General features: G+C 47.4%; 7 protein-coding genes. 6 read left to right on the top strand and 1 reads right to left on the bottom strand.

The window, feature by feature from the left end:
• Nucleotides 1-7: 7 nt before the first annotated feature.
• The 4 genes from rng to tldD are packed head-to-tail and all read left to right on the top strand — an operon-like array spanning nt 8 to nt 7,699.
• Nucleotides 8-1,477, top strand: coding sequence for a ribonuclease G (rng, locus tag L1D60_RS14570; RefSeq protein WP_239841701.1), 1,470 nt, complete (start codon nt 8-10; stop codon nt 1,475-1,477).
• Between the two features lie 10 nt (nt 1,478-1,487).
• Entirely contained in the window at nt 1,488-5,363 is a 3,876-nt protein-coding gene (locus L1D60_RS14565; RefSeq protein WP_239841699.1) for a YhdP family protein, read from the top strand.
• 58 nt (nt 5,364-5,421) lie between these two features.
• Nucleotides 5,422-6,234 (top strand): carbon-nitrogen hydrolase family protein, encoded by an 813-nt coding sequence (locus tag L1D60_RS14560; RefSeq protein WP_239841698.1) that lies wholly within the window; start codon nt 5,422-5,424, stop codon nt 6,232-6,234.
• 19 nt (nt 6,235-6,253) lie between these two features.
• The gene (tldD, locus tag L1D60_RS14555; RefSeq protein WP_239841695.1) at nt 6,254-7,699 is read left to right on the top strand and encodes a metalloprotease TldD; all 1,446 of its coding nucleotides are present in this window, start codon (nt 6,254-6,256) and stop codon (nt 7,697-7,699) included.
• Between the two features lie 75 nt (nt 7,700-7,774).
• Here tldD and L1D60_RS14550 read toward each other — a convergent pair whose 3' ends face one another.
• Nucleotides 7,775-9,157: a PhoH family protein gene (locus L1D60_RS14550; protein WP_239841693.1), complete on the bottom strand. Its 1,383-nt coding sequence runs from the start codon at nt 9,155-9,157 to the stop codon at nt 7,775-7,777.
• Nucleotides 9,158-9,623: 466 nt separating this feature from the next.
• Here L1D60_RS14550 and rapA point away from each other — a divergent pair, with 466 nt between their 5' ends.
• Both rapA and rluA read left to right on the top strand, forming a co-directional pair.
• A complete protein-coding gene (gene rapA, locus L1D60_RS14545) occupies nt 9,624-12,533 on the top strand; it encodes an RNA polymerase-associated protein RapA (protein ID WP_239841691.1) in 2,910 nt (969 codons plus the stop codon).
• A 122-nt stretch (nt 12,534-12,655) separates the two neighbouring features.
• On the top strand, nt 12,656-13,390 hold the full coding sequence (gene rluA / locus L1D60_RS14540; protein ID WP_239841689.1) for a bifunctional tRNA pseudouridine(32) synthase/23S rRNA pseudouridine(746) synthase RluA: 735 nt from the start codon (nt 12,656-12,658) through the stop codon (nt 13,388-13,390).
• Nucleotides 13,391-13,404 lie beyond the last annotated feature (14 nt).

Here is a 13,404-nt window from a genome sequence, read left to right as displayed (position 1 = left end):
GTGCACCATGAGTGCTGAATTGTTGCTGAACGTGACCCCGAGTGAAACTCGTGTGGCTATGATTGAAGGGGGAGCTCTTCAAGAGATCCATATTGAAAGAGATGCTCGCCGAGGCATTGTAGGAAACATCTACAAAGGACGTGTCAGCCGCGTTCTTCCGGGGATGCAGGCGGCATTTGTCGATATTGGTCTAGAGAAAGCCGCGTTTTTGCACGCTTCAGACATCGTTCCTCACACCGAGTGTGTTGCGGAAAATGAGAAAAAGCAGTTTCAGGTTCGTGATATTTCAGAGCTTGTTCGCCAAGGACAAGACATTGTTGTGCAGGTCGTTAAAGACCCGCTCGGCACTAAGGGTGCACGTCTAACGACCGATATTACACTTCCTTCTCGCTATCTTGTTTTTATGCCTGGTGCTAGCCACGTTGGCGTGTCTCAGCGTATCGATAGCGAGTCAGAGCGCAACCGCCTAAAGAAAGTCGTTTCTCGCTACTGTGATGAACACGGCGGCTTTATCATCCGTACGGCTGCGGAAGGTGCAGATGCTCATGAGCTTGAGCAAGACGCAGCATTCCTTAAGCGCTTGTGGTTAAAAGTCTTAGAGCGTCGTGGCAAGCATAAAGCACGCACGCGCCTTTACGGTGAGTTGTGCCTGAGCCAACGTATTCTGCGTGATTTTGTCGGAACTGAGCTAAGCAAGATTCAAGTCGACTCTCGCCAAGAATTTGAAAATCTTAAAGAGTTTACCTCTGAATACGTACCGGAACTGACTAGTAAGTTGGAGCTGTACGAAGGCGATAAGCCCATTTTCGATATGTACGATACCGAGAATGAGATTCAGCGTTCACTCGATCGTAAAGTTGAGCTCAAATCTGGTGGTTACCTGATTATCGACCAGACAGAAGCCATGACCACAGTGGATATTAATACTGGAGCTTTTGTTGGTCGTCGTAACCTCGAAGAGACCATCTTTAACACCAACGTTGAAGCGACACAGGCGATTGCGCGTCAGCTGCGACTGCGCAACCTAGGTGGCATTATCATCATCGACTTTATTGATATGCTGTCTGAAGAGCATCGTAAGCGTGTACTTACTTCTTTAGAGTCGGCATTAGATAAAGATCGCGTTAAAACCAATATCAACGGCTTTACGCAACTAGGTTTAGTTGAAATGACGCGTAAGCGCACTCGTGAAAGTATCGAGCACATCCTTTGTTCAAGCTGCCCGGCTTGTGAAGGGCGTGGTAGCGTGAAAACAGTGGAGACGGTGTGTTACGAGATTCTCCGTGAAATTACTCGAGTGAATCGCGCGTACGATGCGGATAAATTCGTGGTTTATGCTGCCCCTGCGGTAGCCGAAGCCCTTGAGGGTGAAGAGTCTCATGCACTGGCTGAGCTTGAGGTCTTCATTGGTAAACAAGTTAAAATTCAAGCTGAGCCTTTGTATATTCAAGAGCAGTTTGACGTTGTTATGATGTAATGGATACTTTGTGAGCTCTAGTGTTACTCAGCTACTGCGTGCATGTTTATGGTTAGTGGTTACTTTGCTTGTGGCACTTGCCATTGCAGTAACCACTTTACGTGTCGCGCTACCCAACCTGAATAAATACCAATCTGAGATTGAGTTGTGGGTAAATCAGCATTCAGGTTTTGAATTCTCTATTCAAGATGTGAGTGGCTTTTGGCGTAATACTCATCCATCGATTGCCTTGAAAGGTGTTCATGCTAGCCTCGCGCAAGCTGAAGAGGTCACTTTCTCCGTTGAAACGGTCGAGGTTGAATTCGACCTGATTCAGTCTGTCGTTGAAATGCGCCCAGTGGTTGCGGATTTGGTTATGAACGGGATGTATCTCGACATCCGCTCTATCGATCTGTTTGCTGCTCGTAACAGCGACGATACCGAGAAACCAAGTACAGACTCATCAGGGCGAGTGATTAAAGAGCTCGACAATCTCCTGTTAAAAACCTTAGTCGATGTTACGGCTAAGAACTCCTCACTACTTTATCGCACTATTTCTGATGAAGAGCGGCAACTCGATATTGAAACGCTTAAGTGGCAGAACTCTGGAAAGCAACACCTTGCAGAAGGTGTCGTCAGCATTAAAGACGCCAATCTCAACTCTTTGTCAGTAAGTGCTAACTTTATCGATGGTGGCTCACTGACGGATGTGACCGGACAGTTTTATGTGAGCGCTGAAAACATCTCCGTCAAACCTTGGCTTACACGCTACATGCAAGCAGAATCAGGGATTGAGTCCGGTAATGTCAGTCTAAACAGCTGGTTAACACTGAAAAACAGCAAACCTGTTGACGCTTATGTCGAGGTACTTCCATCTGAACTGGCTTGGAATGAAGATGGTTATCACGAGCTGATGATTGAGTCGGGAACCTTTAAGCTCACGCCTACTGATTTAGGCTGGCAAGTGAATGGGCACTCACTTAATCTGCGTACCGATGACCATGCTTGGCCTGAATTGGATGTTGCATTCAATTGGCAGAAAGGCCCATGGCAACTGAATGTCTCTGAGTTAGATATTGCTGCTCTTACCCCGCTAATTAAACTTCTTCCAGATTCGGAGAGTTCTAACGAGTTAGTCGAAAAATTATCGCCAGGCGGTCTTGTTGAAGACATTCGAGTCTCGATGGGGACCGATATTGAGAGCTTACGTTACTCTGCACGTTTTTCTGAGTTGGCTATGGAACAGTGGGATTTGTTGCCTGGTTTTAGCCAAGTTTCAGGCTCTGTGTTTGGTTCCACAACCGAAGCCAAAGCCAGCATCAATGTGATTGACGATGTCTTTCCATATGGAGAAGTTTTTCAGGCTCCATTGAACATCAAACAAGGTCAGGTAGATATTGTTTGGCAGCAGGATGAGAATGGCTGGCGACTGTGGTCAGATAAAGTAACAGCAGCGACTCCAGACCTGCAGGTACTAGGCGCGTTTCGTCTCGATTTCCCTAATGATGCGAGCCCTTTCCTTTCGTTTTATGGCGAAGCTGACGCTTACAACGTCGGTGAAACTTGGCGCTATCTGCCTACTTTGGCGTTAGGGCAAGATCTTACGGATTACCTGTCAACCGCGATTCAGGCTGGCCGCTCCAACTCGGTCAAATTGCTATGGCACGGTGAATTGGCGCAATTTCCTTATTCGAACCACGACGGTATCTTTCAGATCTGGGTTGGCCTTGAGGATGTGAAGTTCAGTTTCGATACGGCGTGGCCATTGATCACTAACCTGCAGCTTGATTTGTTGTTTGAAAACGAAGCGATGCACCTTGACTCTCGCTCCGCACAGTTAATGGATGTCACTGGTGAGCGTATTACCGGGCGTATTCCTTACCTAGGTGAAGGCGGTCACATCGAAATCGAAGCCAAAGCAACGGCGACGGGCAATGCGGTTCGTGACTATATGACATCGTCTCCGCTGGTGGACTCAGTCGGCGCCGCGTTAACGGCGCTTCAGGTTAATGGTGATGTGTACTCTGAATTCCAACTTGATATTCCGTTTGATAGCAGTCGGGAAGCGCGAGCTTGGGGTTATGCAGAGCTAAAAGGTAACCATGTTCAGATTGAAGCGCCGCCGATAGTGTTGGAAAACACCACCGGTCGTATTGAATTTGATAACGATGTAGTGACGGCAACGGGCTTATCTGCAGAACTATTAACTCAGGGTATTTCCGTTGATTTTGCTGGTCAGAATGATGGTCCTGGCTATGCGGTAGGTATTGATGTGTTAGGTGACTGGGATGTGAAACCTCTCGAGCCCTACATCGGTGAGCAGTGGCTGAGCCGTTTGTCTGGGCATGCTCCTTGGCAATCGAATATCGATATACAACTCAACGACATAGGCTTCACTTATCAGCTAGACTTAAAGTCAGACTTAACGTACCTGGCAAGCGATTATCCATATCCGCTCTCAAAGCGCACCCTTGAAAAAGGTACGGCAAGGCTGCAAGCGTCGGGTAATCAAGAGTCGATTACTGCTCGTCTTCAGCTTCCAAATACTAAGTATCAAACAGAAATCGACATTACTGGTGACGTTCCTGTACTTAAGGCGACTAACTTAGTCCTTGGGCGTGGTGGCTTTAAGATAAGTCCTGTGGTGGGGCATCACGCGCTCATCCGTACTGATGAGTTTAATCTCGATGATTGGTTGGAAGTGGTCATGGAGCCGGTCAAGCCATCTACCGCAGTGCTTAGTCAGATGAACACACCGACGATTCCAGCACCAACTAGAATTACGTTAGAGAGTAAAGAGCTCACTCTTGGTGGTATCGCTTGGAATGATGTGGACTTTAGCGCACGTAAAAACAAGTTAGCGTGGCAGATGCAGGTTTCAAGTCAGGAAGTTGAAGGTGATATCAATTATTTAGCACCTTATGACCTAACCGTGTCTTTAGATCGTTTACACCTATTCGTTCCGGGGTGGAGCGAGAAGAAGAGTGAAGACCAGCTATTGCAACGCATGGAGGAAGACTCTCCATTGATCTCTGAGTTGGACAGGAAAGTCCATGATGCGATGCCAAATCTGACGTTGATGATCAAAGACTTTTGGTTGCAGGGCTATAAGGTTGGCAAGGTTGATGTTGAGCTACAGCGCAAAGATGATCGTATTGAATGGAATAAGATCCAAGTACGCAGCGGTAATAATAAAGCGGATCTTAATGGCTGGTGGGCTCTGAGTGATACAAAGAGTCATTCAGCTCTAAATATTGATGTCGAAGGTGAAAACAACAGTGAACTGATGGAGCGCTTTGGTATTACATCAGGCATTCAAAAAGCACCGTTTGCGATGCAGGCACAGCTTGAATGGGACGGTTCCCCGTGGGGTATCAAGATTGATACGCTTGATGGCAAGGTAGAGACAGAGTTAGGTAAAGGGATCATCTCTGATGTTAGCGGTGCTGCACGATTGCTTGGCTTGTTTAGTTTGGATTCGATCATTCGTAAAATGCAGCTCGACTTTTCCGATGTCTTCGATAAGGGCATGGCGTTTAACAGTATTACCGGTACGGGTGAGTTCCAAAACGGTATCTTCCTGACCAACGATTTGAGAATGGACGCGGTAGCGGGTGAGATGAAGATCAAAGGCATCGCTAACCTCAATAGTCGTTTGGTTGATGCAGAAGTGAACTTCACCCCAGATATTACATCGGGTATTCCGGTCCTGACCGCATTTGCTGTCACGCCACAAACTGCGCTCTATGTGCTGGCGATTACTACAGTAATTTCACCTGTTGTCGAGGTATTTACCCAGGTGAATTACTCAGTCAAAGGGCCGCTGGACTCACCAACCGTGAGCGAGTTGTCGCGCAGTAAAGGTGAATTCAAGCTGCCAGAAAAGCTGAGAGATATGGCTAAGTAAAGTCCTGATAACGATGAGTTGTTTTGACTGAATAAAGGATGAAATAGGAGTAAAACACATGGACAGTGTTGGCTTGATTCAGATGACTTCAGGGCCGAATCCGAGCGAGAACTTACGTTTCCTCGCTCAAGAGATTATCAAGTGCAAAGCACATGGTGCCAAATGGGTGGTTTGCCCAGAAAATGCATTGGTGTTCGGTAGCAAGCAAGATTACCATCAACACGCAGAGCCATTAGGTGATGGGCCCTTACAAGCGCAGGTGTGCGAACTCGCCAAACAACACCGAATCTGGATTGTGATTGGTAGCATGCCTATTAAGGCTGCCAAAGGGGTGACGACCACCTCACTTGTGATTGATGATTTTGGTTCAGTCGTAGCCCATTACGACAAGCTGCACATGTTCGATGTTGATGTTGCGGATGCGCACAAATGTTATCGAGAGTCCGATATTTTTACTCCCGGTGAGCGTGTTGTCACGGCGGAAACGCCTTTCGGTCACTTGGGCTTGAGTATTTGTTATGATGTGCGCTTTCCGCATCTTTACTCTGAATTAAGAAATCAGGGCGCTCAAATTATTTTAGTCCCTGCTGCTTTTACAGCGGTAACTGGTGAAGCGCACTGGGAAGCTTTATTGCGCTGCCGAGCTATAGAAACACAATCTTGGGTCGTCGCAGTTGGGCAAGGTGGTAAGCATCCTTGTCAGCGAGAGACCTGGGGACACTCCATGGTGATAGACCCATGGGGGAGAGTGGTCGCTCAACTCGGCCAAGAGCCGAAAAGTATGGTTGTCGAACTCGATACAACCAGCTGTGAGCCTATTAGACAGAATATGCCGATCGTTCAACACTCTCGATTTACAAACCAATTTTAATTACAAATAAGAGCCATTTATGAGCATCAATCAAATTGAAGAAGCGCTACTTAACCCGACGGGGCTTACGGAGCAAAATATCGCAGATACATTGGCGAGCATTGCTACCCGCCAAATTGATTATGCTGATATCTACTTTCAGTCTAGCTGGCATGAGTCTCTTGTCCTAGAAGACAGCATCATCAAAGATGGATCATTCAATATCGATTGCGGCGTTGGTGTTCGTGCGGTTGCGGGTGAAAAGACAGGTTTTGCTTATTCAGACCAAATTCAGCTAGAAGGTCTTAAGCAGAGTGCGATTGCGGCTCGTGGTATTGCAAAGCAGGGCCAAAACGGCAAGGTACATGCGTTTAAACGAAACATGAACCAAGCGTACTATGATGCGGTAAACCCGCTAGCAAGCTGGGAAAAGCAACAAAAAACCGAACTGCTTAAAGCGCTAGATGCGTATATTCGTACCAAAGAGCCGATGGTGACGGAAGTATCGATTAGCCTGAGCGGTGTACACGAGCAGATGCTAGTGGCGGCAACCGATGGTACTTATGCAGGCGATATTCGCCCACTGGTACGTCTATCTATTAGTGTATTAGCACAGAAAGGCGATCGTCGTGAGCGCGGTAGCGCGGGTGGTGGTGGCCGCTTTGGTTACGACTTCTTCCTAAGCGACGATAATGGCACTCAAGTGGCGTATCAATTTGCAGATGAAGCGATTCGTCAGGCTCTTGTTAACCTTGAAGCAGTTGCTGCGCCTGCGGGTGCTATGCCTGTGGTTCTCGGTTCTGGCTGGCCGGGTGTACTACTGCACGAAGCGGTAGGTCACGGCTTAGAGGGCGACTTTAACCGTAAAGAGTCTTCTGTTTTCTCAGGTAAAATTGGTGAGCAAGTCACATCTAGCCTATGTACGATCGTTGATGATGGCACATTGACTAACCTTCGCGGCTCTTTGAATGTCGATGATGAAGGTGTGAATGGTCAATACAATACCTTGATTGAAAACGGTGTATTGAAAGGCTACATGCAAGATAAGCTCAACGCTCGTCTAATGGGTGTGGCACCGACGGGTAATGGTCGTCGTGAGTCTTACGCTCATCTTCCTATGCCTCGTATGACGAACACTTACATGTTGCCAGGCGAACACACGCCAGAAGAGATCATCGCAACCGTTGATAAAGGCATCTACGCGCCAAACTTTGGCGGTGGTCAGGTTGATATCACCTCAGGTAAGTTTGTATTTTCGGCTTCTGAAGCGTACATGATTGAAAACGGCAAGATCACTCACCCAGTGAAGGGCGCAACATTGATTGGCTCTGGTATTGAAGCGATGCAGCAAGTGTCGATGGTCGGCAATGACCTAAGCATCGACCGCGGCGTGGGTGTGTGTGGTAAAGCAGGTCAAAGTGTTCCGGTTGGTGTTGGTCAGCCAACGTTGAAGCTAGACTCACTCACTGTCGGTGGTACTGAGTAATTTAAGCTCACCTCATGAATAAACAAAGCGCCTTCTTGTGAGGCGCTTTTTCGTATTTGTTAGTGAGTTTCAGGATTACATGTTCTCTTCAGCAAACTCCGCTAATCGGCTTCTCACCACGCCATTTAGGTGAATGTTGGCGCTGCCTTCAAAGTCTTTGAAGCGCTCAACCATATAGGTTAAGCCAGACGTCACTGGCGTTAAGTAGGAAGAGTCGATCTGCGCTAGGTTACCCGAGCAGACGATCTTGGTACCTTCGCCACAACGAGTGATGATGGTCTTGATTTGCGAGGCTGTCAGGTTTTGGCACTCGTCGAGTAGTACGAAGGCGTTCTGAATTGAGCGACCACGCATAAAGTTTATCGACTTGAATTGGATGTTGGCCTTGTCACAGATGTATTTCATCGACCCCTCTGTGCAGTGATCATTCTTATGCAGTGCTTCTAGGGTATCGGTGACTGCCGCGAGCCAAGGCAGCATCTTCTCTTCTTCGGTACCGGGGAGGAAACCAATCGACTCACCGATGTCCGGCGTGTTTCGGGTCACGATGATCTTATCGAACTGTTTGCGCTCAATGGTTTGCTCAAGGGCTGCAGCCATCGCAAGCAGTGTCTTACCACTACCAGCGGCTCCGGTGAGGATAACCAGATCGATATCTGGGTCGAGCAGCGCATCAATCGCCATCCCTTGATAGATGTTCTTAGGCGTGATGTCCCATGCTCGGCGGTTCATCAAGCGCTCACGGCTCATGTCTTGCAGTGTGATGGTTTCCGGTTCTATCTCTGCAACACGAGCCGCGAAGTCACTCTCTTCATCAATCACATATTGGTTGATAAACGTCGGCTCAAAGGGAGCTCGAGCTATGGTGTGGTAGGTTTTTCCACCGAGAGTTCGGCTATCAACGTTATCAATGCCATCCCAGAACGCCCCCTCGATTGTTTGAAAGCCCTTAGTTAGATATTGGATATCATCAATCAGTTGGTCTGTTTGATAGTCTTCAACAAAGCGTACTCCGGCACCTTTGGCACGCAGGCGCATGTTGATGTCTTTAGTGATGAGCACCACTTCGCGTGGCGCGCGTTTATTTTGAAGATAGAGAACGGCATTAAGAATGCGGTTGTCACCGGCTTTGTCGTCGGCGAATGCCTTGATGCTCTCTTGCAGCTCATAATCTGCAAGAATTGAAATGCTGCCTGAGGCGCTGCTTAAGTCTTTGGAAAATGGGATACCTTCAGAGATTTGATCTGGGGTTGCGTCTCTGAATAGGTCTTCTAGCGCGCGAATTGCGATTCTTGCGTCGCGCGCGACATCTCTTTTGCTGTCTTTGATTCGGTCGAGCTCTTCAAGAACTGTCATCGGGATAACAACGTCGTGCTCTTGAAATGAAAAAATTGCGAAGGGTTCATGAAGTAGAATGTTGGTGTCTAGAACAAATAGCTTCCGATTGGTCTCGCCCATAGCATCTCCTTGCCAGATACGGCTTCTTGTATCACAGATAAACGTGGATAAAGCCAGCTAGGATCACAGCCTAATGAGCATGTTAGTTCACAACCTAGCCCAACTTTAGCCAGAGGAATGTCACCATATTGCCGATACTCTAAATATGGTTCATTCATGCAAAAACAGCAATCTTTGCTCTCTAGAATAGCCATGCTTTTTTGACAGTTTGATTGCACAGACGAAATCGGAAAAAAAGCATGAAATCATCACCTTTTGGCGTGACCTAAATCACAGCATCAAGTAAGATTAGCGACCTTTTTCTGCACCATATTCTCAATCAATAGAATCTGATTCGCTTGACTGAAATGTGGCTGCAAATGAAGCATTTTTAGCTATATTTTTATTCTAGGAATTGCAAAGTTCCGATAAGAAATTGATGGCTTAAATGACCAAATTCCATAGATAAGATTGAGGTAGTCGATTCATGACATTTGCTTTGGGGCAGCGCTGGATAAGCGATACGGAGAGCGATTTAGGTTTAGGTACCGTTGTAGCAATGGATGCTCGCACAGTGACACTAATGTTTGCCGCGTCAGAAGAGAATCGTGTTTACGCACGCACTGACGCTCCCGTAACCCGAGTAACGTTTAATGTTGGCGATGTTATTGAATGTCAAGAAGGCTGGTCACTGTCGGTTGAAGAGGTGATTGAAGAGAAAGGCTTATTTACCTACCTAGGTACTCGTCAAGATAGCGATGAGAGCGGTGTTTCTCTGCGTGAGATCTTCCTAAGTAACCAGATCCGCTTTAACAAACCTCAAGACAAGCTCTATGCCGGTCAAATTGATCGCATGGACAACTTTGTTCTGCGCTACCGTGCATTGAGCAATCAATACCAGCAACATAAGAGCCCTATGCGTGGCCTATGTGGCATGCGTGCAGGTCTTATTCCTCATCAGCTTTACATTGCTCATGAAGTTGGTCGTCGTCACGCACCTCGCGTTCTACTTGCCGATGAAGTAGGTCTAGGTAAAACCATCGAAGCAGGTATGATTATTCATCAGCAGGTCCTTTCTGGTCGTGCTGAGCGTATCCTGATTGTGGTACCAGAAACTCTGCAGCATCAGTGGTTGGTAGAGATGATGCGCCGTTTCAATCTACATTTCTCTATCTTCGATGAAGAGCGCTGTATTGAAGCCTTTGCTGAATCAGACAACCCATTTGATACTCAGCAATATGTATTGTGTTCACTCGACTTCCTGCGCAAGAGCCGTAAACGTTACGAGCAAGCTTTGGAAGGCGAGTGGGATCTATTGGTTGTCGACGAAGCTCACCACCTTGAGTGGAGCCAAGATAAGCCGAGCCGCCAATACCAAGTGGTGGAAGGTTTAGCTGAAAACACTCCGGGCGTGCTGCTACTGACCGCGACACCTGAGCAACTGGGTCGTGAGAGCCACTTTGCTCGTCTGCGCCTGCTGGACCCTGATCGCTTTTATGATTACGACGCATTTGTTGAAGAAGAAGAGCAATACGCGCCTGTTGCAGATGCGGTAACGGCATTGTTCTCTGGTATCAAGCTAGAAGATAGTCAGAAAAATCAAATCACTGAACTGCTTTCTGAGCAGGACGTTGAGCCGCTATTCCGTGTTATCGAAGGCGATAGCCCAGAAGAAGAGCAGGCAATTGCTCGCCAAGAGCTGATTGATAATTTAATGGATCGCCACGGTACAGGTCGCGTTCTATTTAGAAATACTCGTGCAGCGATTAAAGGTTTCCCTAAGCGTAACGTTCATCTACTGCCAATGGAGATCCCAAGCCAGTACACCACATCAATGCGTGTATCAGGCATGATCGGTGGCAAGATGACACCAGAAGCACGCGCAATGAAGATGCTTTACCCAGAAGAGATCTTCCAAGAGTTTGAAGGGGAAGAGTCAAGCTGGTGGCAGTTCGATTCACGCGTAAACTGGTTGCTAGACAAGATTCAAGACAAGCGTAGCGAGAAGATCCTAGTGATCGCTTCGCGTGCGAGCACAGCATTGCAACTTGAACAGGCGCTACGTGAGCGTGAGGGGATCCGTGCAACGGTGTTCCACGAAGGGATGTCGATCTTAGAGCGTGACAAAGCAGCGGCTTACTTTGCTCAAGAAGAGGGCGGTGCTCAGGTTCTGATCTGTAGTGAGATTGGCTCTGAAGGTCGTAACTTCCAGTTTGCTAACCAACTCGTCATGTTTGATCTGCCATTTAACCCAGATCTGCTAGAGCAGCGTATTGGTCGTCTTGATCGTATCGGTCAGCAGCGTGATATCGATATCCATGTTCCTTATCTTAAAGGTACCTCTCAAGCGATTCTCGCTCGTTGGTTTGATGAAGGTCTGAATGCGTTTGGCGAGACATGCCCAACGGGTCGCACGGTTTACGACAAGTACGCTGAAAGCCTGATTGAGATGCTGGCATCGGGCAACACTGAGCAGCTAGACGAAGTGATTGAAGAGTCAGCGAAGCTCAACCAGAGTCTTAAAGCTGACCTTGAGAAAGGTCGTGACCGACTGCTAGAGATGCACTCAAACGGTGGTGAGAAAGCAGCGGAAATCGCTGACAAGATTGCCTCTACTGATGGCGATACTAACTTAGTGACCTTTGCACTTAGCCTGTTCGACACCATCGGTCTTAACCAAGACGATAAGGGTGAAAACGCTCTGGTAGTCACACCATCTGAGCACATGATGGTACCAAGCTACCCAGGTCTGCCATACGAAGGTGCAACGATCACCTTTGACCGTGATACGGCACTTTCTCGTGAAGACATGAACTTCATCAGTTGGGAACACCCAATGATTCAAGGCGGTATCGACTTACTTCTGAGTGAAGGTGTGGGTACGTCTGCTGTGTCACTGTTGAAGAACAAAGCACTACCTGTCGGTACGATTCTTCTAGAGTTGGTTTACCTTGTTGATGCACAAGCACCTAAGCGCAGCGGCATCAGCCAGTTCTTACCTAAGACACCGATTCGTCTGATGATGGACGGCCGCGGCAATGATCTCTCTTCACAGGTTGAGTTTGAAGGGTTTAACCGTCAATTAAGCCCTGTGAACCGTCATTTAGCAAGCAAGTTGGTGAACTCGGTTCAAGCGGATATTCATAAGCTGATTGAAGCGGGTGAAGCGCAAGTGCTACCTAAAGTTGAAGAAGTTCGTGAGCAAGCTCAGAAAGAGATGCAGGCGAACCTTAATGGCGAGCTAGAGCGTCTGCAAGCATTGAAAGCGGTGAATCCAAACATTCGCGATGAAGAGCTACAAGTGATTGAGACACAAATCGAAGAGCTAACAGGCTACATTGCCAAAGCTCAGGTTCAGCTTGATTCGCTGCGCTTGATTGTGGTTTCTCATAACTAATTCGTGAGCTAAAGCGTATCGATTAGGGCCTTCTTTATGAAGGCCTTTTTTTATCCGAATGACTATATGTCTCTATTTTGAATAGACAAATCAAATGATGACGACACAACAGAAGGCACACTATGGTTTTAATTGAGTACAACCCTCCGACAGAACCTTGGATTGAGGTTGTGGTGGAAGACGAAGATATCTTAGTGGTAAACAAACCATCAGGGTTGCTGTCTGTCCCTGGTCGAGAGCCGCAGTACTACGACAGTATGTGGAGTCGAGTTATTGATAAGTATCCTCAGGCTCAAGCGGTGCATCGCCTAGATATGTCGACCTCGGGCCTAATGCTGTTTGCTAAGCATAAAGAGGCTGAGCGTCATTTAAAGAAGCAGTTTCAGTATCGATTAACTCACAAGCTTTATTACGCTCGAGTATGGGGGAAAGTAGAGTTAACAGAGGGAGAAGTCGACCTGCCTTTGATTTGCGATTGGCCAAATAGGCCTCGTCAGAAAGTCTGCTATGAGCACGGAAAGCCTTCTCAAACTCGCTATCAAGTGGCGCAGCGTGAGGAACATACGACCTTGTTACGTTTGTTACCGATCACTGGCCGCTCTCATCAGTTGCGTGTTCATACTATGGCACTGGGTCATCCGATTGTCGGAGACGAGTTTTATGCAACGGAGCCGGCACTTAGTTACTCTCAGCGATTAGAGCTTCATGCATGTGAGCTTAGTTTTTATCATCCTGCTAATGACCAACTGTTCACCGCCTTTGTCCCTTGTGACTTTTACCCAGACGCGAAACCACAGATCACTCAACATTTTGATATTGAGCCAGAGCTACCAGACTACAAAAGGCTTAAGGGTTAGAATGGATTAATAGA

The sequence above is a fragment of the Vibrio sp. Isolate30 genome, from assembly GCF_022397975.1.
GTDB classification, from domain to species: domain Bacteria; phylum Pseudomonadota; class Gammaproteobacteria; order Enterobacterales; family Vibrionaceae; genus Vibrio; species Vibrio fortis.
Note: the sequence above shows the minus strand (reverse complement) of the source record. Positions and strands in the feature narration are given on the sequence as shown.

Bases quoted from the DNA above. Each gene is read 5' to 3' on its own strand.
- L1D60_RS14550 (WP_239841693.1), bottom strand. From the start codon at position 9,157: ATGGGCGAGACCAATCGGAAGCTATTTGTTCTAGACACCAACATTCTA.
- rng (WP_239841701.1), top strand. From the start codon at position 8: ATGAGTGCTGAATTGTTGCTGAACGTGACCCCGAGTGAAACTCGTGTG.
- rapA (WP_239841691.1), top strand. From the start codon at position 9,624: ATGACATTTGCTTTGGGGCAGCGCTGGATAAGCGATACGGAGAGCGAT.
- rluA (WP_239841689.1), top strand. From the start codon at position 12,656: ATGGTTTTAATTGAGTACAACCCTCCGACAGAACCTTGGATTGAGGTT.
- L1D60_RS14560 (WP_239841698.1), top strand. From the start codon at position 5,422: ATGGACAGTGTTGGCTTGATTCAGATGACTTCAGGGCCGAATCCGAGC.
- tldD (WP_239841695.1), top strand. From the start codon at position 6,254: ATGAGCATCAATCAAATTGAAGAAGCGCTACTTAACCCGACGGGGCTT.